Origin of the sequence: Streptomyces sp. A012304, from assembly GCF_026008495.1 — a bacterium.
Taxonomy (GTDB): domain Bacteria; phylum Actinomycetota; class Actinomycetes; order Streptomycetales; family Streptomycetaceae; genus Streptomyces.
Genome location: NZ_BQUN01000012.1, coordinates 122,452 through 145,017 on the forward strand (window position 1 = coordinate 122,452; position 22,566 = coordinate 145,017).

Consider the following 22,566-nt stretch of genomic DNA (forward strand, 5'->3'; position numbering starts at 1 on the left):
CGTAACAGCTCCATGCCGAGGAGGGCGCCCGGGTACGGTGACGCACTTCCTGGGGGACGCCCGTCGCCGTGATCTGCCGCGGGCGACGGGCCCCGTCCACCAGTTCCGGCGCATCCGCCTCCAGGAACGGCTGGCCGGGCCGAGTAGTCAGCCCGGCGTCGGGTTTTTCTCCGGTACGGCGGTCTCCACGGCCACCTTCCGCACCACCGCCGACCGGGCCCGCGGCCCCTGGAGCAGGTAGGTCAGGCCGAAGCCCGCCAGCACCACCGCGGCCCCGCCCACCGCGTCCAGGATCCAGTGGTTTCCGGTGGCGACGATCGCGGAGGCGGTGAAGAGGGGGTGGAGCAGGCCGAGGGCCTTCATCCACAGCTTGGGGGCGACGATCGCGATCACCATGCCGCACCACAGGGACCAGCCGAAGTGCAGCGACGGCATCGCCGCGTACTGGTTGGTCAGCGCCGTCAGCGTGCCGTAGTCGGGCTTGGAGAAGTCCTGCACGCCGTGCACCGTGTCGATGATGCCCAGGTTCGGCATCAGGCGCGGCGGGGCCAGCGGGTAGAGCCAGAAACCGACCAGGGCCAGGAGCGTCGCGAAGCCCAGGGAGGAGCGGGCCCAGCGGTAGTCCACCGGGCGGCGCCAGTACAGGAGCGCCAGCACGGACAGCGGCACCGCGAAGTGGAACGACTTGTAGTAGAAGTCGAAGAAGTCGCGCAGCCAGTCGACGCCGACCACCCAGTGGTTGACCGCGAGCTCGATGTCGATGCGCAGGGCGCGTTCGAGGTCGAGGATCTCCTGGCCGTGGTTTTCGGCGCGGGCCCGCCCGCCCGAGATGGTGCCGCCGGTGGCCGCGAGGCGGACCTGCTGGTAGGCCGCGTACGTCACGCGGATCAGCAGCAGCTCCAGCAGCAGGTTGGGGCGGGTCAGCACGCGGCGCAGGAACGGCAGCAGCGGCACCTGCTTCCACCGGGCCGGCACCGGTGCCGCGTACTCCGTCGGGACCGGTGTGCGGTAGTACTCCGAGGTGCGGGAGAGGAAGGGCACGACGGTCGCCGCGGCCACCGCCGCGAGCAGGACGACGTTGTCACGCAGCGGGTGCAGCACCGCCATGTCCGGCAGCATCATCTTCGCCGGGAGGGTCATCACCAGGACGACGGCCACCGGCCAGACCGGGCGGTCGGAGACGCGCCTGCCGACCCGTCCGACCACCGCAAGCAGGACCCACAGCAGCTGGTGCTGCCAGGTCGTCGGGGACACGGCGATCGCCGCGCAGCCGGTGATCGCGACCGCGAGCAGGAGCTGGCCGTCGCGGGCGTAGCGCACCGCCCGGCGGACGCCGAGCACCGCGACGACCGCGCCGAGGACGAGGAACACGGCGATCTCCAGCGGGCCGGAGAGGCCGAGGCGCAGCAGGGCGCCGTGCAGGGACTGGTTGGCGAGGGCGTCCGCCTTGCCGCCGAGGCCCACGCCCGCCATGTGGTGGACCCAGTAGGTGTACGAGTCGTGCGGCATCGCCGCCCAGGCGACCAGGGTCGAGCCGGCGAAGGTCGCGCCGGTGGCGAGGGCGGCGTTGCGCCGGCCCGTGAACCACAGCAGGGGGGTGAAGAGCAGCACCGTCGGCTGGAGGGCCGCCGCGAGGCCGATCAGGGCGCCGCCCGTCTTCTGCCCCCGCACGACGAAGCAGCCGAGCAGGACGAGCAGGACCGGGATGATGCTGGTCTGGCCGAGCCATAAGGCGTTGCGGACGGGGAGGGACAGCATCAGCAGGCTGATCGCCACCGGGGCGGCCAGCAGCGAGGTGCGTCTGCTCACCGGTTGCGGCAGGGCGCGGGCGGCCACCAGGCCCAGTGCCACGACCAGCAGCAGCGTGCCGAAGATCCAGCCCCAGCCGAGGGCCTGTTCGGCCGCCCGGGTGAGGGGCTTGAGGACGAGCCCGCCGAAGGGGGTGCCCGTGAAGCGTGTGGAGTCGTAGAGGGAACCGTTGACGTGCAGGACGCCGTTCGGTCCGACCCAGGTCTCCAGGTCGGTCAGGCGCTCACCGCGCGGGGTGGCGAGGACGACGGCCACCTGCCGGACCGCGAGGACCGCCGCGACCAGCCAGAGGCCGAGGCGGGCGGCTCTCAGGCGCGCTCTGGCCGTGCCGACCGCCGTCGCTCCGAAAGGTTCCGTGGGTCGCCCGCTGTGCTCCGCATTCGCCACGCCTCGTCGGCCTCCCGCCCCGTTCGCCCACGCGTACCGTGCGTAGGGGTTTCCTCGACGAACCCTGTTGAGGCTCGCACCGCCCCCGAGAGAGACGCAGGGCACCCCGACTTCACCTGACGTCCGCTCTCCTTTTGTCCAGAAGACGATAGTGCGCCGGGACCGGGGCTGCCTCCGCGGGACGCGACATGGATCACGTCAGGACCGGAACCGGACCGGCACCGGACCGGCACCGGACCGGAACCGTTGGACCGGAACCACTGCTTCCTCCGTGCCGTCGTAGCCTCCGCAAACGATGATCGACAACGGAGGGGCTGGGAGTCATGGTCGGTTTCCCGCGACAACGGCGGACAGGGTCGGCACGGCGGGGGCCACGGACAGGTCCGGCATGGCGGGGGCGGCTGCTGACCCTGTTGTTCGCGCTGCTCGCCACCCAGCTCGGTTCGCTCGTCGCGCCGGCCTACGCCTGCGGCTGCGGGGCGCTGCTGCCCGGTGACGAGCGGCGGGTGTCGGTCGGCCGTGAGGAGTCCGTGGTGCGCTGGGACGGCACGACGGAGCAGATCGTGATGAGCCTGACGGTGAGCGGCGACGCCGACCGGGCCGCCTGGATCATGCCGGTCCCGAGCCGGGCCACGGTGAAGCTGGGCGATCCGGAGGTCTTCGAGCAGCTCGCCGAGGCCACGGCGCCCGAACACCGCGACCGTCGCTACTTGTGGCCGCAGAACGGCGACTGGCCGCTGAACATCGGGGACGGCGACACGGTGGGGGCGATGCCCGAGGACGGGGCCGGCGCCGGGGTGGGCGTGGTCGGGCGGGAGCGGCTCGGGCCGTTCGACGTGGCCCGGCTGACGGCCACCGACCCGGCCGCGCTGGACGACTGGCTGGGCGACAACGGCTTCACCTTCCCGGACCGGCTGCGCACGGCGCTCCAGCCGTATGTGGACCAGCGCTGGGAGTACGTGGCGGTACGGCTCGCCCCGGAGAGCGCCGGCACCCCGCTGCGCGGTGACCTGGAACCGCTGCATCTCACCTTCGCCAGCGACACCCTCGTCTACCCGATGCGGCTGTCGCGCCTGGCGAGCACCCCGCAGTCGCTGGGTCTGTACGTCCTGGCCGGCCACCGCATGGAACCGGTGTCCCGGATCGGCGGCGAGCGGCCCCGGGTGACGTTCGCGGGGCGGGTCGACACGACGACGGGCCCGCTGGGCGAGCTGGCGGCGGGCACGCCGTTCCTGACGGCGGTGGCGCAGGAGTTCCCGGAGCCCTCGCGGATCTCGGGGGACCACGAGCTGCGCCGGACGGCGAAGGACACCGCGTTCCGGCGGGTGGTCTACGACGACCGGATGCTCACGGTGGGCGGGATCCCGGTCTGGCTGCTGACGGTCGGGGGCGTCCTCGCGGCGCTCGCGGCGGGGGCGATCGCACTCGGTGTGCGCCGGGGGCGTGCGCGCCGGTTCCCGCTGGACCCGTCGGCGGCGGCCACCCCTGGGCCGAACGGCTGAATTCCCCCGGTGGGCGACCCGTCAGGTGAGGCCGGAGGGGAATGCCGGTGCGGTGGGTGCCGTTGACGCGGAGCAGTCAGCGTGCCCCGACCAGGCGTTCCGGGTAGGGCCTGCTGTGTCGGGTACGGATGAGACTGATGAGATACGAGAGGCTGAGCGCATGAGCGAGTCGCAGGTCTGGGACGCCGTCGACGCCTACTTCACGGCCCACCTCGCCCCGGACGACGAGGTGACCGCGGCCGCGCTGCGCGACAGCGACGCCGCCGGGCTCCCCGGGATCAACGTCACCGCGAGCCAGGGGAAGCTGCTCCAGCTGCTGGCCGAGATCCAGGGCGCCCGCGCGATCCTGGAGATCGGCACGCTCGCCGGCTACAGCACGATCTGGCTGGGCCGCGCGCTGCCGCCGGACGGCCGGCTGATCTCGCTGGAGTACGACCCCCGGCACGCGGAGGTCGCCGTGCGCAACATCGCCCGCGCGGGGCTCGACAAGCAGGTCGAGGTGCGGGTGGGCGCGGCCCTGGACTCGCTGCCGCTGCTGGCGGACGAGAACCCGCCGCCGTTCGACCTGGTCTTCATCGACGCCGACAAGGCCAACAACGCTCACTATGTGGAGTGGGCGCTGCGGCTCACGCGCGCGGGCAGCCTGATCGTCCTCGACAACGTGGTGCGGGGCGGCCGGGTGGCCGACGCCGACAGCGAGTCGGACGATGTGCGCGGCACCCGCGCCGCGCTCGAACTGATCGGTTCGCACCCCAGGTTGACGGGCACGGCGATCCAGACGGTGGGCACGAAGGGCTACGACGGGTTCGCACTGGCGCGGGTCCTGGCGTAGCCCCCTGTAGTCCTCCATAGCCCCAGGGACCCGAGGTCACGTCGGACGCGCGGTGCGGCCCCGCCCGCCCGGATCGGGCAGCGCGGGGCGTGACCCTCAGGCCCGGCCCCGCCCGCCGGATCAGGCCTCGTGGTAGAAGCCGACGTTGACGCTGCGCGGCCCGGTGCGGTCCACGACGACGATCTCGCCGGCGCCGCCCCGCGGCAGCTGCACGGTCCCGCCGTAGGCGATGGCCTGGGCGTACTCGCCGATCACCAGCCGGACCTCGGAGGAGGGGTCCGGCTGGGAGCCGCGCAGCCAGGAGACCTGCCACACGCCCTCGGGGCCGCACAGGAACTCCAGGTGGACGCGGGAGACGAACAGCCAGTCCTCGGGGGTCACGAGGCGGCACACGGACTTGTCCCGGCCCACCCGCAGCACGGCGCCCGGATCGCTCGGCGCGTCGGCCATGAGCATGCCGGCCGTGGCACCCTCTTCCGTCCCGGAGACGGTGGCCATGGTGAGTTCGAGCACGTGCGCTCCTTGTGAGGTGTCCGACGGTGGCGAGGAAAACCGTGGGCAAGTGACCTTGCTCAGCCGCCGCATAGTAAATCGCCCGGGCCCGTCCCGTCCGGCACAATGGACGCATGACCGAGCGAAAGCCACCCGGCGTTCCGTTCGAGTCCTGGGTGGACAAGCAGATCCGCGACGCGCAGGCGCGCGGTGAGTTCGATCAACTCCCGGGTGCGGGAAAGCCGTTGGCCCCGGGCACCGACACCACGTACGACGAACTGTGGTGGGTGCGGCGCAAGATGGCGCGCGAGGGGCTCTCGGTGCTCCCGCCGGCGCTCGCGCTGCGCAAGGAGGCGGAGGACGCCCTCGCGGCGGCGTACGCGGCCCCCTCCGAGCGTCTCGTCCGGAAGATCATCACGGACGTCAACGTCAAGCTCCGCGACATGATGTTCAAGCCGCCGCCCGGCCCCCCGCTGGGCATGAAGCCGTACGACGTCGAGGCGGTCGTACGGCAGTGGCGGGAGCGCCGGGCGGCGGCCGGGGAACCGCGTTAGTCGTCCGTCCGCCTCGGCACGGACGCCCGCGGTCAAAGGAGCACGTGGGTCACACGTGCAGCAGCCGCTCGGTCAGTTCGCGGTAGTCCCGCAGGGCCAGGCGGAGCTGTTCGGTGTCGGCGGAGGTGGCGGTGTCGCTCTTCGCGCCGTCCGCGAGCTGCCAGGAGCCGCGCAGGGTGCGGCGGCGGCGGTTGACGGCGTCGGTGAAGCGCGAGGCCAGCTCCTCCAGGACGTGGTCGGCCTCCTCGACGGCGTCCCGGGGGTGGTCGACGAACTCGGTGACCGCGTGCCGCATGCGTGAGGAGAGCTGGTCGGACTCCTCGTGCGGGAGCAGCGGGGCGGGTCCCTGGAGGTCCCCGGCCCGACCGGTGCCCCCGGTCCCGGTCGTCGGGGCGCCCTCGCCGGCGGCCCTGGCACCCCTGGCGTCCCTGGTCTCCTCGGCGAAGGCGGCCCGCGTCTCCGCGGTCGTCGCCGGCGCCTGCTGATCGCCCGCGGCGATCACGGGGGTGGACCGCTCCGGGGACTGGCTGCCCCGCCGTTCCTTCCCGATGCCCCCGCTCGGTGTCACGTCCCGCATCCCTCACCCCTCCTTGGTCTGGTGCCGGTTGAAGCCCCACCCCGGCAGGTGATGGCCCTGACGGTGCTGGCCGTGGCCGTGGTGGCCCTGACGGCTGCCGGTGCGACGGCCGGCCGTCGATCCGGCGGGCGCGCGGTGGCGGCCGGACTCGTGCCGGTCCTGCTCCATCAGCTCGCCGAAGAGGGCCCGGGCCTCGACCATGGCGGACCGCAGGTCCTCGGTGCCGGGCGTCCGGCCGTCCCCGGCGCCGCCGCCGGCGCCCACGCGTGCCGCGTAATGCACGTGCCGGTAGCCGTTCACATGGTGCGCGTGGTGCACGGACAGCGCGGCGACCTGCTCGTCGTACTGGGTGCCGTCCGGGTAGCCCCGGGCGCCGGCCAGCTCCGCCACCAGCCGGTCGGCCTCGGCGACCGCCTCACGGGGCGAGTCGACGAAGCGCTCCTGCGCGGCCGTCCAGCGGGCCTCGAACCGCTCGCGTTCCGCGGGCTCCAGCGGCCGCTCGTGCAGGCCGCCGTGCCGCTCCACGAGGGCGCCGAGTTCCCGCTCGGCCGCCTCGACGTCCCCGTCGTGCCGGGCCACGGACCGGTCGTACTCGGGCCCGAAGCGGCTCTTCAGGCCGCGTCCCGTGCGCGACCCTCGGGCCCGCACGGCCAAGAATGCCGCGACGGCGACGATGGCCGCCACGATCACGATCAGAGCGATGATCACGCCTGTGGACATGGTTGCCTTCCGGTGTGTCGGCCCCACGGGCCGGTTCACGGTTCGGGTTGCCCGGACCGGGCCGGGCAAACGGCGGGCGCGGCCGACCCGGGGGACGCACTGGCGCCCCCGACGGGCCGGCTGCTCGTCGCGCGGTACGACGGCGAGCCGGCCGGCACGGCGGGCGTACGACTGCCGGACACGGCGACCGCCGAGCTGAAGCGGGCCTTCCCCGCTGCCCCGGGTACGGGGCAGGAGCGGCGCGGCACTGCTCGTCGGGGCCGCGCCGCCCCTGCGCCCTCGCGCCGAGCGGCTGATCCTCGACACCCGCACCGACCTGGTCGAGGCCCGCGCCCTGTACACACGCCGGCCACACCGAGACAAAGGCGCACAACGACCACGCTGCCGACGCACCACGCGCCGGCGCCCCGCGCCCGCGGGGACCCGGGGCGGCGCGGGGCGCCGGCGGGGCACGCCGCCCGGACGGGGCCGGGGCAGTGCGCCCGGCGAGGGGCGCCCGGCCTTCAGCCGAGCCGAGCCGTCGGCCGGTCCTCGTGCGGCTGTTCGCGGGAGGAGCCGCACAGTTCGGTGGTGAGGTCCCGCACCAGCTGTACGAGGTCGGTGGGCCGGTCGGGGTCCCACCAGTCGCCGAGCAGCTCGGCGAGGGACTCCTCGCGGGCGGCGGCGAGGCGTTCCGCCACCTCGCCGCCCCGCGCGGTCAGCACGAGGTCGAGGCCCTCGCGGACGGCGAGGTGGCGTTCCTCCAGCTGGCGGCCGGCCTCCAGGATCACCGGGAGCGGGACGGGGCTGCGCTCGGCGAGCACGCCCGGCTCGACGCTGCCGTAGCGCCGGATGCGCAGCAGCATCCAGCCGGCCGCCGGGAGGAGGTCGTAGCCGGCGCGGGCGATGATCCGGCGGTAGATCTCGCGGCGGCCTTCGCGGGTGCCGAGGACGGACAGCGCCCGACACACCTCGTCGTACGACGACCGCTCCACCGGGTTGCTGGCGAGGGTCTCGGTGACGTCCGGCGCGGTGACCGAGCCGCGCAGCCGGTCCTCCCGCAGGAACCAGGCGAGCACGAAGCCGAGGACGGCGACGGGCGCGGCGTACAGGAAGACGTCCGTGATGGAGGACGCGTACGCGTGCAGGACCGGTGGGCGCAGCGCGGGCGGCAGCTCGGAGATCACGCGCGGGTCGGCCTCCAGCGCGTCGACGGAGACGCCGGCCGGCAGGTCGACGCCCCGGAAGGCGTCCGCGAGCTTGTCGCCGAGGCGGTTGGCGAAGACCGTGCCGAAGATGGCGACGCCGAAGGAGGCGCCGATGGAGCGGAAGAAGGTCGCGCCGGAGGTGGCGACGCCGAGATCCTCGTAGGAGACGGCGTTCTGCACGATGAGGACCAGGACCTGCATCACCAGGCCGAGGCCCAGGCCGAAGACGAAGAAGAACGCGCTCATCTCGCCCGTGGGGCTGTTCTCGTCCAGCTGGTGGAGCAGGAGCAGGCCGACGGCGGTGACACCGGTTCCCGCGATCGGGAAGACCTTCCAGCGGCCGGTACGGCTGACGATCTGTCCGGACACGGTCGAGGAGAGCAGCATCCCGGCCACCATCGGCAGCATGTGCACGCCCGACATGGTCGGTGAGACTCCGTGCACGACCTGGAGGAAGGTCGGCAGGTAGGTCATCGCGCCGAACATCGCGAAGCCGACGATGAAGCTGATGACGGCCGACAGGGTGAAGGTGCGGATGCGGAACAGCTTCAGCGGGAGGACGGGTTCGGCGGCCCGCCGCTCCACCGCCACGAAGGCGACGGCCAGAACGACGCCCAGCACCGCCAGCCCGACGATCTGCGGCGAGGCCCAGGCCCAGGTGGTGCCACCGAGGGAGGCCACCAGCACCAGGCAGGTCGCGACGGAGGCGATGAGGAAGGTGCCGAGGTAGTCGATGACGTGCGGGGTCGCCCGGCGCGGGATGTGCAGGGCGGTCGCGATGACGGCGAGCGCGACGACCCCGACGGGCAGGTTGACGTAGAAGACCCAGCGCCAGCTGAGGTGCTCGGTGAACAGGCCGCCCAGCAGCGGGCCGAGGACGCTGGTGGCGCCGAAGACGGCCCCGAACAGCCCTTGGTAACGGCCGCGTTCGCGCGGGGGGACGATGTCGCCGACGATCGCCATCGACAGCACCATCAGCCCGCCGCCGCCCAGGCCCTGCACGGCCCGGAAGGCGATCAGCTGGGGCATGTTCTGCGCCATTCCGCACAGCGCCGAACCGACCAGGAAGATCACGATCGCGGTCTGGAACAGCCGCTTGCGCCCGTACTGGTCGCCCAGCTTCCCCCACAGCGGTGTGGCCGCCGTCGAGGCCAGCATGTACGCCGTGACCACCCAGGACAGGTGGTCCATGCCGCCGAGGTCGCTGACGATCGTGGGCAGCGCGGTGGAGACGATCGTCTGGTCGAGGGCCGCGAGCAGCATGCCGAGCAGCAGCGCGCCGATGGAGACGAGGACGTTGCCGGAAACATGCTCCTGGCGCGGATCGCGTGGATCCTCCGTCCGGGCGTGCGCGTCCAAGGCCATGGATGCCTCCTGAGGCTCTCGTGCACCTTCCATCGTGATCGGTGTGACCCGGTATGGCCTCTTGAGTCCTCCACCGCGTGATCGGAGGTCGGCATTCCGGGGGCGGCGGTCACGCGGTTGTGTGGAAGATCTGGATAGTCTCTGGAATTCGTATGGGGAGGGGCGAACAGGTGAACGGTCCGACGGGGTGGCAGGGGCGACCGGGGCAGCACGGGCTTCCGTGCCCGGAGTGCGGGGCGCTGCGCGCGGCGGACAACACCCCCTCGTGCGCCTGCGCCCAGCGGGCGTCGGAGGCCCTGCGCGACACACGCGAGGCGGAGGCGGCAGCGGCGGGCGACTTCGATCCCCTGCGGATACGCCCCTACGTCGAACTCGGGGAAGGCGACGGGACGGCCTCGGGCGCCGCCACCGGGGAGTCACCGGTCGGGGCGGCCTCGGGCGTCACCACCGGGGAGTCACCGACGGGCGAGGCGAGGGCGTCGGCGGGCGACATGAGGTCCTCGGCGGGTGACGTGACGATGCCGCTGCCCGCGGTGCCCTCCTCCGGCCCCTCCGGCCCGCGACCGGCCCCGGGCGGCGCGGACGACCGTACGGCCGTCCTGCCCGCCGTGACCGCCCCTTTCGCCCCGTCGGCCGCCGAGCCCAACACCGCGGACCTGCGCCGGTTCGAGGCGGGCGGCGGCGGCCGGCATCCGGACCTCGGGGACGAGGCGGAGCCGCGGGGCCGCCGCAGACGCACCCTGCTGCTCGCGGCGACCGGCGCCGTCGTCGCCGTGGTGGCCGCGGCCGGGTTCGCGAGCGGGCTGTTCTCCTACGAGAAGCCGACCCGGGACACGGCGGCCCCGGAGGACGTACGGGCGGCCGTGCCGGACACCTCGCCGAGCGCGTCGTCCGCGTCACCGTCGGCGAGCCGGTCCCCCTCTCCCGCGGAGCTCAGCGCCTCGCCGTCCCCGTCCGAGAGCGAGAGCGCGTCACCGTCACCGTCGCCGTCCAGCGCGGCCCCGTCACCCTCCCGGTCGGCGGAGCCCAGCCCGAGCGCGCCGACCCCGCGCGCCACCGGCTCCCTGTCCCCGGAGAACGGCGCCGACACGATCCTGCCGGGCCCGCAGGAGACGGTCCTGCGGCGCGGAGACCGGGGGTCGGAGGTGACCGAACTCCAGTTGCGGCTGAGCCAGCTGTTCCTCTACGACGACAAGGCGGACGGCGAGTTCACGGAGGAGCTCGAGAGCGCGCTGCGCAACTACCAGTGGTCGCGGGGGATCCAGGACGACGAGCCGGGCGTGTACGGGGCGGTCACACGGGAGCGCCTGGAGTCCGAGACGAAAGAGCCGTGACACCGGGCACGGGCACAGACACGAAGGAGCCGTGACACCGGGCACGGGCGAACGGGCCCGGCACCTCAGCCGACCTGAAGCCCTTCGGCCAGCGGAAGCCTGTCAGCCGATGTGGACCCGCACCCCGCCGCCGGGGACGACCTCCACCCGCACCCCCGTCAGGTCCCGCACCGCCACGTCCGGCTGATGTGCGGCGGCCCGGGGGCCGACGCCGACGACCCTCATGCCGGCGGAGCGCCCCGCCGCGATCCCCGCCCCGGAGTCCTCGAACACGACGCAGTCCGCCGGGTCCGTGCCCAGCTCCGCCGCGCCCTTCAGGAAGCCCTCGGGGTCCGGCTTGCTCGCCCCCACCGACTCGGCGGTCACCCGCACCTCCGGCAGCGGCAACCCCGCCGCCGCCATCCGGGCCGTGGAGAGCGGTGCGTCGGCCGAGGTCACCAGGGCGTGCGGGACGCCGCGCAGCGAGGCGAGGAACTCGGGGGCGCCGGGGACCGGGACGACGCCGTCCATGTCGGCGGTCTCCTCGGCCAGCATCCGCGCGTTGTCGGCGTGGTTCTGCTCCATCGGGCGGTCGGGCAGGAGCACGGCCATCGAGGCGTAGCCCTGGCGGCCGTGGACGACCTTCATGACCTCGTCACCGTCCAGCCCGTGCCGCTCGGCCCAGCGCCGCCAGACGCGTTCCACGACGGCGTCGGAGTTCACGAGGGTGCCGTCCATGTCGAGCAGGAGGGCGCGGGCGGTCAGGACGGTGGACACGGCGGCCGGCATCGGCGACTCCCAGCACGGACGCACACGTACGGGCACACGACGGGACGAACACGTACGAGCGCGCGGATTGACGAGCACGTGGAAAGAACAAGGCGGCCCCGCCCGCCGGTCAGGGAAAACGGGCGGGAGCCACTTTGTTCCTCCACGGTACAAAACAATGCGGGCCGCGCGCCACCCTTCCCGGAAAGCGTTCACCCGCCGTTCAGCTCACTCCGGCTCTCAACCCGCCTCCGGACCCCGGGTCGGGAGGTCCGCGCGGTCACCCGGAGACCGCCTCCCACAGGCTCCACACGCCGAGGGCCAGCATCAGCAGCGCCGCGATCTGCGTGATCAGCTTCAGCGGCACCTTCTTCATCAGCGCCTTTCCGCCGACGATGCCGAGGCCGGCCACCGCCCACAGCGCGAGCACCGCGCCGAGCCCGACGGAGAGCGGGTCGTCGTAGCGGGCGGCGAGGTTCGCGGTCATGATCTGGGTCAGATCGCCGAACTCGGCGACCAGGATGAGCATGAAGCCGGCGCCGGAGACCTTCCAGAAGGACTGGTTCTCGGGCTTGCGGATCTCCTCCTCGTCCTCACCCTTCCGCATCAGGAGCACGGCCGCCCCGCCCAGGAAGAGCACGCCGGTCAGCGCGTGCACGAGCTGCTGCGGGAGCAGCGTCAGCACGCTGCCGGCCGCGACGGCGAGCGCGACGTGCAGCGCGAAGGCGGCGGCGACGCCGGCGAAGACGTAGGAGGCGCGGTAGCGGGTGCCGAGGACGAGGCCGGCGAGGGCCGTCTTGTCCGGCAGCTCGGCGAGGAAGACGACGCCGAAGACGAGCGCGGTCACGGTAAGGCTGATCAAGGGTGTCTCAATCGGTCGGGGCCGCCCCACCGAGAGTGCTGCTTTCCTTCGCGCAGGACGCCTCGGCACGGCAGCACACGTCATCCGTGCCGTACGGCACGGATGTGCACTGCTTGCCGAAGGTCTCGCTGGCCGGCCCCTGAGCGGGCCTGCCTCCGGGCGCCGGCTCGGCTGTCGCGAGGACGGGCTGAGCAGTGTGTCGACGGTCCGGCGAAGAGCTACTCCCCTTCTGCGCCGTCCATGTTACGTGACGGTCACACCGGACCCGTGAGAACCGAAAGTCAGGCCTCGCGTCTTGTTGTGTCATGTACGCGCCATTAACTTCTTACCGCGCGCACACCTCCCCGCAACGCGGCACCGCGAGCATTCCCACGCTCGCCACCGCAACGCCCCACTTCCCCAAAGGGAGCTCGCATGTCCCACACGTCGAAGTTCTACGCGCGTCGACGGGTCAGCATACTCGCGGCGCTCACCGGGCTCATGGCCTCCGTGGCACTCTTCAACTCCCCGACCGCCTCGGCCGCCCTCCCCACCCCGGTCAGCGCCACCACCGCCCGCACCTACCTCGCCTCGCTCACCGTCGCGACCGAGGACCGCACCGGCTACAACCGCGATCTCTTCCCGCACTGGATCACCCAGTCCGGCACCTGCAACACCCGCGAGGTCGTCCTCGAGCGCGACGGCACGAACGTCGTCCAGGACTCCGCCTGCGCCGCCACCAGCGGCAGCTGGTACTCCCCCTACGACGGCGCCACCTGGACCGCCGCCTCCGACGTCGACATCGACCACCTGGTGCCGCTCGCCGAGGCCTGGGACTCCGGCGCCGACAGCTGGACCACCTCCCGCCGCCAGGCCTTCGCCAACGACCTGACCCGCCCGCAGCTCATCGCCGTCACCGACAACGTCAACCAGGCCAAGGGCGACCAGGACCCCGCCACCTGGATGCCGTCCCGCACCGCCTACCGCTGCACCTACGTCCGCGCCTGGGTGCAGGTGAAGTACTACTACGGCCTCTCGGTGGACTCCGCCGAGAAGAGCGCGCTCACCAGCTACCTCGCGAGCTGCTGAACCTGAATTCCGCGCGGAATCCCCCCGCCGGCCTCCGTCGTTCCGTACGGTACGGGGCGACGGAGGAGGCGATCACGTGGTCGGACTACGGCTGGGACCCCTGCTGAGATACGCCGACGGCTCGTCCGCGACCGTCTGGATGGAGACGAGCCGTCCGTGCGTCGCCGAGGTGCGCTGCGCGGACGGCTCCGGCGGCACCACCCGCACCTTCCAGGTGGCCGGCCACCACTACGCCCTGGTCCCGGTGACCGGCCTGACGCCGGGCACGGCGACGCCGTACGAGGTGTTCCTCGACAGCACGCGCGTGTGGCCGCTGCCCGACTCCCGTTTCCCGGCCTCGGTCATCCGCACCCCGGCCGACGGCGACGGCGTGCGGGTGGCCTTCGGCTCCTGCCGGTGGGCGGCTCCCCCGGCCGACGCGCGCGACCCGGTGGGCCCCGACGCCCTGGACAGCCTGGCCACGCGCGTGGCCGCCGACCCCCGCCGCGAGGGGCCCGACGTCCTGCTGCTGCTCGGCGACCAGGTCTACGCCGACGAGGTCTCCGACGCGACCCGCGACCGTCTCGCGGCCCGCCGCGACCTCGACGATCCGCCGGGCGCGGAGGTGGCCGACTACGAGGAGTACACCTGGCTCTACTACGAGTCCTGGCTCGACCCCGCGGTGCGCTGGCTGCTGTCCACCGTGCCCACCTGCATGATCTTCGACGACCACGACGTCATCGACGACTGGAACACCTCCGCCGCCTGGCTGGCGAAGATGCGGGCCACCGACTGGTGGCGCGAGCGGGTGCTGAGCGGGCTGATGTCGTACTGGGTCCACCAGCACCTGGGCAACCTCTCCCCCGCCGAACTGGCCGCCGACCCGCTCTACACCGCCGTGCGCGAGGCCACCGACGGCACCGACGCGCTGCGGGACTTCGCCTGCCGAGCCGACGCCGACCCCGCCTCCGTGCGCTGGAGCTACCGGCGCGACTTCGGGCGGGTACGGCTGCTGATGGTGGACTCCCGGGCCGCGCGGGTGCTCCAGGAGGACACGCGCTCGATGCTCGACCCGGGCGAGGCGCACTGGCTGCGGGAGCAGGCGCTGGACGGGCCCGGATCCTACGACCACCTTCTGGTCGGCACCTCCCTGCCCTGGCTGCTGCCGCACCTGGTGCACGACGTGGAGGCGTGGAGTTCCGCCGTGTGCCGGGGCGACCGGGGCACGCGCTGGGCGCGGTTCGGTGAGCGGCTGCGGCAGACGGCGGACCTGGAGCACTGGTCGGCGTTCCCCTCCTCCTTCGCGGCGCTGGCGGACCTGTTCGCCGAGGTGGGCTCGGGCCCCGAGGCGCCGGCGACGGTCCTCGTGCTCTCCGGGGACGTGCACCACGCGTACGTGGCCGAGTCCCACTGGCCCGACGGCGGCCCCGACGCGCGCGTGTTCCAGCTCACCTGCTCGCCCGTGCACAACTCCGTCCCGCTGTCGATCCGGGTGGGCTTCCGCTTCGGCTGGAGCGCGGTGGCCCGCGCGCTCGGCCGGCGGGTGGCCCGGCACGGAGGCTGCCCGCCGCCGCCCGTGCGCTGGCGCAAGGACGGCGGCCCCTGGTTCGGCAACCAGCTCATGACGCTGACGCTGCGCGGGCGTTCGGCCCGGCTGCGGCTGGAGAAGGCACGGGCGGGCGGCGGGCTGACAACCGTGGAGGAGTCCGACTTGGCCCCCTGATGCGGGACAACTGTGGCCAGTGGGGTCCGCGTTGGCTTCTGTGGTGCCCGGAGGCATGATGAGGCGGACCGTCCGCTTCCCGTGGGCGGTTCGCTCCATCGCGCCCCACACGCCCGGGAGTCACCCCCTTGTCCTCAGTGAATGCGGAATCGGCGTCGCCTTCGGAGAGCCCACGAACGGCACCGGCCGTCGCCGTAGCCGTCGTCGGCGCGGGACCGCGCGGCACCAGCGTCCTGGAACGCCTCTGCGCCTCCGCGCCGGAACTGCTGCCGCCGGGGGTGCGGCTGACGGTCCATGTGGTCGACCCGGATCCGCCGGGGCCGGGCCGGGTGTGGCGTACGCGGCAGTCGCCGGAGCTGCTGATGAACACGGTGGCCTCGCAGGTGACGCTGTTCACCGACGACAGCGTGGACTGCGCGGGCCCGATCCGGCCCGGCCCCAGCCTGCACGAGTGGGCGGGCGGTGAGCTGGGCCCGGACGAGTACCCGACCCGCGCCCACTACGGCCGTTATCTGGAGTGGGTGTTCGCGCGCACGGTGCGCGAGGCGCCGCCCTCGGTGCGGGTGCAGACGCACACGGCCCGCGCGGTCGGGCTCGACGACGGCGCCGACGGCCGCCAGGTGCTCACCCTGGACGACGGCCGGGTCCTGTCCGGGCTGGCCGCCGTGGTGCTCGCCCAGGGCCATCTGCCGGTGGTGGCCGACCCGGAGCAACGGCGCCACGCCGCCCACGCCGAGCGGTACGGCCTGCGCCATGTCCCGCCCGCCAACCCGGCCGACGTCGACCTCTCCGCCCTCGCCCCCGGCGAACCGGTTCTGCTGCGTGGCCTGGGCCTGAACTTCTTCGACCACATGGCCCTGCTGACGACCGGTCGCGGCGGCCGCTTCCTCCCCGCCGGCGCGGGCGGTCTGCGCTATGTGCCCTCCGGGTGCGAGCCGCGCCTGTACGCGGGCTCCCGGCGCGGTGTCCCGTACCAGGCGCGCGGCGACAACGCCAAGGGGCCCTACGGCCGGCACATCCCGCTGGTGCTCACCCCGGAGGTGGTCTCCGGCTTCCGCAAGCGCGCGGACTCCGGGGACGCGCCCGACTTCCTGGCGGAGATATGGCCGTTGGTGGCGAAGGAGGTGGAGACGGTGTACTACGCGGCCCTGGTACGGCGGCCGGAGTTCGCCGAGCACTTCCTCGCCGTCCCGCACGGCGATCCCGGGGAGGCGCGGGTCCTCGACGCGTTCGGGGTGCCCGAGGCCGACCGCTGGAGCTGGGCGCGGCTCTCCCGGCCGTACGAGGGACGGGAGTTCACCGGTCCGGGACAGTGGCGCCGGTGGCTGGTGGCGTATCTGCGGCGGGACGCCGAGGAGGCCGCCCGGGGCAATGTGCGCGGCCCCCTCAAGGCGGCCCTGGACGTGCTGCGGGACCTGCGCAACGAGCTGCGGCTGGTCGTCGACCACGGCGGCCTGCCCGGCGCCTCCCGCCGGGACCACCTCGACCGCTGGTACACCCCGCTCAACGCCTTCCTGTCGATCGGTCCGCCGCGCCGGCGCATCGAGGAGCTGGCCGCGCTGATGGAGGCGGGGGTGGTGGAGGTGCTCGGTCCCCGGCTGGAGGTGCGCGCGGAGGACGGGGCCTGGCGGGCGCACTCACCGGACGTCCCCGGGTCGGCGGTGCGAGTGACCACCCTCATAGAGGCCCGGCTCCCGGAACCGGACCTGCGCCGCACCGCCGACCCGCTGCTCGCCCGGCTTATGCGGTCCGGTCAGTGCCGGCCCCACACGGTCGACGGCTACGTCACCGGAGGACTGGACGTCACTCCACGGCCTTACTATCTGATAAACCGTCAAGGAGAGTCTCACATAAGGAGATTCGCCTTCGGAGTTCCGACGGAAGGCGTCCACTGGGTGACCGCGGCAGGAGCCCGTCCAGGGGTGGATTCGGTCACGCTCTCGGACGCGGACGCGGTGGCGCGAGCCGTTCTACGTGCAACAGTGACGGAAAGGGAGAGCCAAGCGGAGGCCAAGCAGTGGCCAAAAGTTGAACTTGTAAGCATCGATTAGGCACACCTAGCGTGGGTCGCTCACTCGGTACCGCCACTTCAGCGGCCGGCCCGTCCCCGGCCGGTCCTCCGACCGACACCGAAGGAGTCACCCCCCACATGTCCGCTCGTCTCGACACTGCCCAGCCCTACGCGATCGGCTTATACCGCATCGTCGTCGGCCTGCTCTTCGCCTGCCACGGAGCCGCCTCGCTCTTCGGCGTCCTCGGCGGCGCCGTCGGCACGAACGGCGGCACCGTCGACGCCGGGACCTGGCCGGGCTGGTACGCGGCCGTGATCCAGCTGGTCTGCGGCAGCCTGGTGCTGCTCGGCCTCGGCACCCGCGCCGCCGCGTTCCTCGCCTCGGGCTCCATGGCGTACGCGTACTTCAAGGTCCACCAGCCGGAGGCGCTGTGGCCCATGGAGAACGGCGGCGAGGCCTCCGCGATGTTCTGCTGGGCCTTCCTGCTGCTGATCTTCACCGGCTCCGGCGCCCTCGGCCTGGACCGGTTGGTCGCCAAGCGCGCCACGCGCGGGCGGGAGCCCGCGGCGCAGCAGGCGACGGTCACCGCCTGACGGCACGTCATCGACGTCGGGGCGTCCTTTCCACGCGGCGTGGGAAGGACGCCTCGGCGCTTGCCGGGCGGGCGCGGTGCTCGTGGGGGCGCTCCGGTGAACGTGCTGTGCCGAACACACGAGCCCCCAGTGAATCCGCTGTCACACCCTCGGCGTACGCTGTATGGCTGTCATTGGCCGCACCTGCCGCTCCCCCGCGACACGCGGCACGCGTACGGCCGCACGGGGGAGACGACGGGGAGTTCAGCGGTGTTCGAGAACATGGGGGCGTGGGCGCTGCTATTGGGCGCCCCGTGGATCTACGCCCTGATAGCCCTGTCGGTGCTGCTCGACGTGTTCCTGCCGGTGCTGCCGAGCGGTGTGCTCGTCATCACGGCGGCGACGGCGGCGGCCGCGGGCTCGGCGACCGGCCGGGTTCCGCACGACGTGCCGGACATCCTGGCCCTGATCCTGTCCGCCGCCACCGCCTCCGTGCTCGGCGACCTGGCGGCCTACCGGCTGGCCTGGCGCGGCGGGGAGCGCCTGGACCGCGCGATATCCCGCTCCCGCCGCCTCACCACCGCGCAGGAACGTCTCGGCGGTGCGCTCGCCCAGGGTGGCGGCGCGCTGGTCGTCCTGGCCCGCTTCGCCCCCGCCGGCCGCTCGGTGGTCTCCCTCATCGCCGGTGCCGCCCACCGCCGCGCCCGCGACTTCCTGCCCTGGTCCGCCCTGGCCGGCCTGTCCTGGGCCGCCTACAGCGTCGCCCTCGGCTACTTCGGCGCCCACTGGCTGGGCACCACCTGGCTGGCGACGGGCGTGTCGGTGCTGGCGCTGTTCGGCGCGGGCGCGGGCGCGGCGTACGTGATGCGCCGCCGGCCGGCCTGACCGGGCCTTCTCCCCGACGTCGACTCCGGGCACCGGGCCGAGTCGCTCTTCCAGGTCTTTCAGGCAGCGGCTGCGGGCGCCCCCCGTTAAGCGCTTCTCGCCGTCTGTCCTCGTACCTCCAGTCCGCCCAGCAGCTCCGCGGTCGCTTCCGTGATGGCGTCCACCGCGCGGTCGAAGACCTCCCGGTTGTGCGCGGCCGGGGCCCGGAATCCGGACACCTTCCGCACGTACTGAAGGGCCGCGGCCCGGATCTCCTCCTCCGTGGCCTCCTCGGCCAGCACGGGTGGACGCAAGGTCTTGATGCTCCGGCACATGCCCCCAGTCTCACCCCGTGAGTGCCTTCGCGTCGCCCCTTTCCCCCACCCCAACCCCCCTGTCATGATCATCTCCAGGCGGCCACCACCACGGGGCCGACCGACGAGAGGAACGTGACCACCATGGCGAACGAACTCAGCGTGGCCGTGCTGGGCCCCGGCGGGGTCGGCGGGCTGCTCGCCGCGCTGCTGTCCCGTGCCGGTCACCGGGTGACCTGCCTGGCCGGCGACGACACGGCGGCGACCCTGCGCACCCGGGGCATCGAGGTCCGCAGCGGGCACTTCGGCGACTTCACGGCCGAGGTCGACGCGGACACGACCCTGCGCACGCCCGTCGACGCCGTCCTGATCACCGTCAAGCACACGGCCCTCGACGCCGCGCTGTCCCGCCTGCCCGCCGAGTCCCTGGGCGACGCCCTGCTCGTGCCGTTCCTGAACGGCGTCGAGCACCCGGCGACCCTGCGCGCCGTCCATCGCCCGGACCGGATCGCTCCGGGCGTCATCCGCGTCGAGTCGACCCGCGTCGCCCCCGGAGTGATCGAACACGCCAGCCCCTTCGCGGAGATCGACCTCACCGGCGACCAGGTCCCCCGCCCCCGCCTCGACGCGCTCGCGCAGGCGCTGACGGCCGCCGGCCCCGCCACCCGCGTCCTGCCGGACGAGACGGCCGCGCTCTGGGCGAAGATGGCCTTCCTCGCCCCCTTCGCCCTCCTCACCACCCGCTACGCCCTCCCCCTGGGCGAGGTCCGCACCCGTCACCGCGACGAGCTGGCCGCGCTGGTGGCGGAGACGGCCGCCGTCAGCCAGGCCTGCGGCGCCCCCGCCGACCCGGCGCGGGCACTGGCCCGGTACGACGCCTTCCCGCCCGCCACCAAATCCTCCATGCAGCGTGACGCCGAGGCCGGCCGGCCCCTGGAACTCGACGCGATCGGCGGGGCGTTGCTGCGCGCGGCCGAACGGCACGGTGTCCCGGTGCCGGTGGCGGCGCGCGTGGTGCGGGAGCTGGCGGACGCTACGCGCTGACCGGGGCGCGCAGGTCGACGTACCAGTCGTTGGATCTGATCCAGTGGCCCTTCGGGTACTCGAAGTCGGCCTGTCCGAGCAGGGTGAACCCGGCCTTGCGGCACACCCCGTTGGACGCGGCATGGTCCACGCCGGGGAACGCGTGCAGGGCCGGGTGGCCGCCGGCGTGCCGTACCACCTCGACGAGCGCGCGGGCGGCCCGCACGGCGAGCCCCCGGCCCTGGAACTCGGGCAGGACACCCCAGCCGGTCTCCCACACCGTGTCGCCCCGCCACTCCCGCTCCCAGTAGCCGATCGACCCGACGGTCTCCCCGCCGTCCGCGAGCACCACCCGGTACATGCGTCCGTTCTCCGGTGTGACGTACCGCCGGTGCCGCTCGACGAGTTTCTCCTCGCTCTCCGGCCCGCCGAGGTGCTCGGTCATCTCAGGGCTGTTCGTCCGCCGCAGCAGCCAGAAGTCGCCCTCCGACCAGGGCACCAGCCGCACCTGCCGCACATCTGTGAGGTCCATGCCGCCACCGTAGGACACGGGTCTGACAACGCCCCGCGCCCACGGCCCCGACGCAGCGTCAGGCCCCGGCGCGGGGCCCGACACGAGTGCCCGGCACGCGCCGCACCCCCGCCACGACCCGCCAAAGTACGATCACCACGGCACCGGGGGGTGGCGCGGAACTCCGCAGCGGCTGCGGCCGGTTGGGCGCCCGCGCTCTCCTCGACGCCGATGTCGTCTCCGTCCCGCCCGCGTGGCGCCGCCTGTTGGAGCTGCTGACCGTATGACCGGATTCCTCACCCGTCGTGTCCCCGCCTGCGTCCTGAGCGACGCGGCCGCGCCCAGCGTGCGCGACGGACACGCCGTGGACCGGTTCGTCGAGATCGGCTCGCTCACCAAGGTCGTCACCGGCACGCTGCTGACCCGCCTGGCCGCGGCCGGGGCGCTGTCCCTCGACGACCCGCTCGAACGATGGCTGCCCGACGCCCCGCCCACCGGCATCACGCTGCTGCACCTGGCCCGCCACACCTCCGGGCTGCCCCGCCTGCCACCCGGCGTCGGGCACCGGGACCCGTACGCGGCGTTCGACCGGCCGGCGCTGCACGGGCTGCTGCCCCGGCTCGACACCCTCGCCACCCGCCCGCCCGGTCAGGAGGAGGAGTACTCCAACTTCGGCTACGCCCTGCTCGGGGAGGCCCTGACCGCCGCGGGCGGCGCCGGCTACGAGGAGCTGGCCGCCGAGCACGTCCTGCGCCCGCTGAACATCACGGAGGTCACCGCCCGCCCCGACCCGGAGCGGCGTCTGACGGCCCCCGGGCTCTTCGGCCGGACCCGCAGGCCGTGGACCATGGACGGCGCGATCCTCCCCGCGGGAGGCCTGTGGGCCACCCCGCGCGCGGCCGCCGACCTCGTCGTAAGGCTCCTGGTGGAGCGCCGTTTCGGGGACCCCGCGCCGAGCTGGCAGCGGTCGGGCGTCCTGCACTGGCACAACGGCGCCACCCGCGACGCCTCCCTCTTCGGCGGGGCGACGGACGACGGCCGCTGGGTCCTGATCCACCGCCTCAACGCGCGCCCGGCGGAGACGGACCGCGCGGGCGTCGACACCCTGAAGCGGAGCCGGACCGCCCCGTGACCCTTCGCCCGCCGCCTCCCGAGGAGCCCGCCATGGCCGGCCCGCCGCACGCCCGCGCCGCCCTGGAGGGTCTCGTGCTCGGGGACGCCTTCGGGGACAGCTGGTTCACCCGGTCCGACGAGGACGCCGAGGGGCTGTGGGCGGCACGGCGGCTTCGTCCCGGGCCGTGGCCCTGGACGGACGACTCGGCCATGGCGTGCGTGCTGTTCGCGCATCTGACGGCGCACGGCGAGGTCCGGCCCGATCTCCTGGCGGGCGAGTTCGCCGCCGAGTACGCACGTGACCCGGGCCGCCAGTACGGCCCGTCCATGCACCGCGTGCTGCGCCGCATCGGCGCCGGCGAGGACTGGCGGGCGGTGACGACGGGGCAGTTCGGCGGGCAGGGCTCGCACGGCAACGGCGCCGCGATGCGGGTCGCCCCGCTGGGCGCGTGGTTCCGGGACGACCTCGCGGCGGTCGTCGCGCAGGCGCGGCTGTCCGCGCTGACCACCCACGCCCACCCGGAGGCCGTCGCGGGGGCGGTGGCCGTGGCGGTGGCCGCCGCGCTGGCGGCCCGGGGCGCGGGCCGGGAGGCGCCCGGGCGGTCCGCGTTCCTGCGGGAGGTCGCCGCGCGTGTGCCGGACGGCGACGTCCGCTCACGGCTGCTGGTCGCCGCCGGTTTCCCCGAGCGCACCTCGGTGCGGCACGCGGCGTCCGTGCTGGGCTCGGGGACGCTGATCTCGGCCGTGGACACGGTGCCGTTCGCGCTGTGGTGCGCCGCCGGGCAGCCGGACGACCTGTGCGAGGCGCTGTGGTGGACCGTCGGCGGGTGGGGCGACCGGGACACCACCTGCGCCATCGCGGGAGGCGTCGTCGCGGCCCGCACGGGCACGTCGGGCGTCCCGGACGACTGGCGCCGGGCGTGCGAGCCCGTCCCCGCGTGGAGCCGCTGGACGGCCGGACCCCGCCCTTAGCCTCGTCCGGAGGCCTCGGACGGCTCGAACCGGTCGGTGGCGGCGGG

The 22,566-nt window shown here is 73.7% G+C and carries 21 protein-coding genes and 1 pseudogene; 13 read left to right on the plus strand and 9 right to left on the minus strand.

What is annotated here, in order from left to right:
* Positions 1 to 147: 147 nt before the first annotated feature.
* On the minus strand, positions 148 to 2,196 hold the full coding sequence (locus ALMP_RS03650; RefSeq protein ID WP_264924578.1) for a bifunctional glycosyltransferase 87/phosphatase PAP2 family protein: 2,049 nt from the start codon (positions 2,194 to 2,196) through the stop codon (positions 148 to 150).
* Between the two features lie 410 nt (positions 2,197 to 2,606).
* On the opposite strand from ALMP_RS03650, the gene ALMP_RS03655 reads away from it, so the two are divergent.
* Together ALMP_RS03655 and ALMP_RS03660 are read left to right on the plus strand one after the other, a co-directional pair.
* Positions 2,607 to 3,698 (plus strand): DUF2330 domain-containing protein, encoded by a 1,092-nt coding sequence (locus tag ALMP_RS03655; RefSeq protein WP_264924674.1) that lies wholly within the window; start codon positions 2,607 to 2,609, stop codon positions 3,696 to 3,698.
* 160 nt (positions 3,699 to 3,858) lie between these two features.
* Positions 3,859 to 4,530, plus strand: coding sequence for an O-methyltransferase (locus ALMP_RS03660; RefSeq protein WP_264924579.1), 672 nt, complete (start codon positions 3,859 to 3,861; stop codon positions 4,528 to 4,530).
* Between the two features lie 120 nt (positions 4,531 to 4,650).
* Here the strand turns inward: ALMP_RS03660 and ALMP_RS03665 are convergent, their stop codons facing one another.
* A complete protein-coding gene (locus tag ALMP_RS03665; RefSeq protein WP_264924581.1) occupies positions 4,651 to 5,043 on the minus strand; it encodes a hypothetical protein in 393 nt (130 codons plus the stop codon).
* Positions 5,044 to 5,156: 113 nt separating this feature from the next.
* Here ALMP_RS03665 and ALMP_RS03670 point away from each other — a divergent pair, with 113 nt between their 5' ends.
* Complete coding sequence (locus ALMP_RS03670; protein WP_264924582.1) at positions 5,157 to 5,576, plus strand: DUF1992 domain-containing protein; 420 nt, start codon at positions 5,157 to 5,159, stop codon at positions 5,574 to 5,576.
* 49 nt (positions 5,577 to 5,625) lie between these two features.
* Here the strand turns inward: ALMP_RS03670 and ALMP_RS03675 are convergent, their stop codons facing one another.
* Together ALMP_RS03675 and ALMP_RS03680 are read right to left on the minus strand one after the other, a co-directional pair.
* Positions 5,626 to 6,153 (minus strand): hypothetical protein, encoded by a 528-nt coding sequence (locus ALMP_RS03675; protein WP_264924583.1) that lies wholly within the window; start codon positions 6,151 to 6,153, stop codon positions 5,626 to 5,628.
* Between the two features lie 3 nt (positions 6,154 to 6,156).
* Positions 6,157 to 6,873: a hypothetical protein gene (locus tag ALMP_RS03680; protein WP_264924584.1), complete on the minus strand. Its 717-nt coding sequence runs from the start codon at positions 6,871 to 6,873 to the stop codon at positions 6,157 to 6,159.
* 78 nt (positions 6,874 to 6,951) lie between these two features.
* Between ALMP_RS03680 and ALMP_RS03685 the strand changes: the two are divergent.
* Positions 6,952 to 7,250 (plus strand): annotated as a pseudogene (locus ALMP_RS03685) (GNAT family N-acetyltransferase); the annotation flags it as partial.
* A gap of 126 nt (positions 7,251 to 7,376) precedes the next feature.
* On the opposite strand, the gene ALMP_RS03690 reads toward ALMP_RS03685, so the two are convergent.
* Positions 7,377 to 9,425: an MFS transporter gene (locus tag ALMP_RS03690; RefSeq protein ID WP_264924585.1), complete on the minus strand. Its 2,049-nt coding sequence runs from the start codon at positions 9,423 to 9,425 to the stop codon at positions 7,377 to 7,379.
* 170 nt (positions 9,426 to 9,595) lie between these two features.
* Here ALMP_RS03690 and ALMP_RS03695 point away from each other — a divergent pair, with 170 nt between their 5' ends.
* Entirely contained in the window at positions 9,596 to 10,759 is a 1,164-nt protein-coding gene (locus ALMP_RS03695) for a peptidoglycan-binding protein (protein WP_264924586.1), read from the plus strand.
* Positions 10,760 to 10,861: 102 nt separating this feature from the next.
* Here the strand turns inward: ALMP_RS03695 and ALMP_RS03700 are convergent, their stop codons facing one another.
* Together ALMP_RS03700 and ALMP_RS03705 are read right to left on the minus strand one after the other, a co-directional pair.
* Complete coding sequence (locus ALMP_RS03700) at positions 10,862 to 11,527, minus strand: HAD family hydrolase (RefSeq protein WP_264924587.1); 666 nt, start codon at positions 11,525 to 11,527, stop codon at positions 10,862 to 10,864.
* 259 nt (positions 11,528 to 11,786) lie between these two features.
* Positions 11,787 to 12,368 (minus strand): TMEM165/GDT1 family protein, encoded by a 582-nt coding sequence (locus tag ALMP_RS03705; protein ID WP_264924588.1) that lies wholly within the window; start codon positions 12,366 to 12,368, stop codon positions 11,787 to 11,789.
* Positions 12,369 to 12,782: 414 nt separating this feature from the next.
* On the opposite strand from ALMP_RS03705, the gene ALMP_RS03710 reads away from it, so the two are divergent.
* From ALMP_RS03710 to ALMP_RS03730, 5 genes are all read left to right on the plus strand, one after another.
* On the plus strand, positions 12,783 to 13,436 hold the full coding sequence (locus ALMP_RS03710) for an HNH endonuclease family protein (protein ID WP_264924589.1): 654 nt from the start codon (positions 12,783 to 12,785) through the stop codon (positions 13,434 to 13,436).
* Positions 13,437 to 13,512: 76 nt separating this feature from the next.
* On the plus strand, positions 13,513 to 15,138 hold the full coding sequence (locus ALMP_RS03715) for an alkaline phosphatase D family protein (protein WP_264924590.1): 1,626 nt from the start codon (positions 13,513 to 13,515) through the stop codon (positions 15,136 to 15,138).
* Between the two features lie 128 nt (positions 15,139 to 15,266).
* Complete coding sequence (locus ALMP_RS03720; RefSeq protein ID WP_375803422.1) at positions 15,267 to 17,189, plus strand: FAD/NAD(P)-binding protein; 1,923 nt, start codon at positions 15,267 to 15,269, stop codon at positions 17,187 to 17,189.
* A 98-nt stretch (positions 17,190 to 17,287) separates the two neighbouring features.
* The gene (locus tag ALMP_RS03725; protein WP_264924591.1) at positions 17,288 to 17,743 is read left to right on the plus strand and encodes a DoxX family protein; all 456 of its coding nucleotides are present in this window, start codon (positions 17,288 to 17,290) and stop codon (positions 17,741 to 17,743) included.
* A gap of 261 nt (positions 17,744 to 18,004) precedes the next feature.
* The gene (locus ALMP_RS03730; RefSeq protein WP_375803425.1) at positions 18,005 to 18,607 is read left to right on the plus strand and encodes a DedA family protein; all 603 of its coding nucleotides are present in this window, start codon (positions 18,005 to 18,007) and stop codon (positions 18,605 to 18,607) included.
* 86 nt (positions 18,608 to 18,693) lie between these two features.
* Here ALMP_RS03730 and ALMP_RS03735 read toward each other — a convergent pair whose 3' ends face one another.
* Positions 18,694 to 18,921: a DUF2277 domain-containing protein gene (locus ALMP_RS03735; protein WP_264924593.1), complete on the minus strand. Its 228-nt coding sequence runs from the start codon at positions 18,919 to 18,921 to the stop codon at positions 18,694 to 18,696.
* A gap of 123 nt (positions 18,922 to 19,044) precedes the next feature.
* On the opposite strand from ALMP_RS03735, the gene ALMP_RS03740 reads away from it, so the two are divergent.
* The gene (locus tag ALMP_RS03740; RefSeq protein WP_264924594.1) at positions 19,045 to 19,944 is read left to right on the plus strand and encodes a ketopantoate reductase family protein; all 900 of its coding nucleotides are present in this window, start codon (positions 19,045 to 19,047) and stop codon (positions 19,942 to 19,944) included.
* On the opposite strand, the gene ALMP_RS03745 is transcribed toward ALMP_RS03740, so the two are convergent.
* Positions 19,934 to 20,455 carry a GNAT family N-acetyltransferase gene (locus ALMP_RS03745; RefSeq protein WP_264924595.1) on the minus strand — a complete coding sequence of 174 codons (522 nt, stop codon included), beginning with the start codon at positions 20,453 to 20,455 and terminating at the stop codon, positions 19,934 to 19,936. The genes ALMP_RS03740 and ALMP_RS03745 overlap by 11 nt on opposite strands.
* Positions 20,456 to 20,717: 262 nt before the next feature.
* Between ALMP_RS03745 and ALMP_RS03750 the strand changes: the two genes are divergently transcribed.
* The gene (locus tag ALMP_RS03750) at positions 20,718 to 21,566 is read left to right on the plus strand and encodes a serine hydrolase (protein WP_264924596.1); all 849 of its coding nucleotides are present in this window, start codon (positions 20,718 to 20,720) and stop codon (positions 21,564 to 21,566) included.
* Positions 21,567 to 21,598: 32 nt separating this feature from the next.
* Positions 21,599 to 22,519, plus strand: a complete 921-nt coding sequence (locus tag ALMP_RS03755; protein WP_264924597.1) for an ADP-ribosylglycohydrolase family protein — start codon at positions 21,599 to 21,601, stop codon at positions 22,517 to 22,519.
* The last annotated feature ends 47 nt before the right edge of the window (positions 22,520 to 22,566 follow it).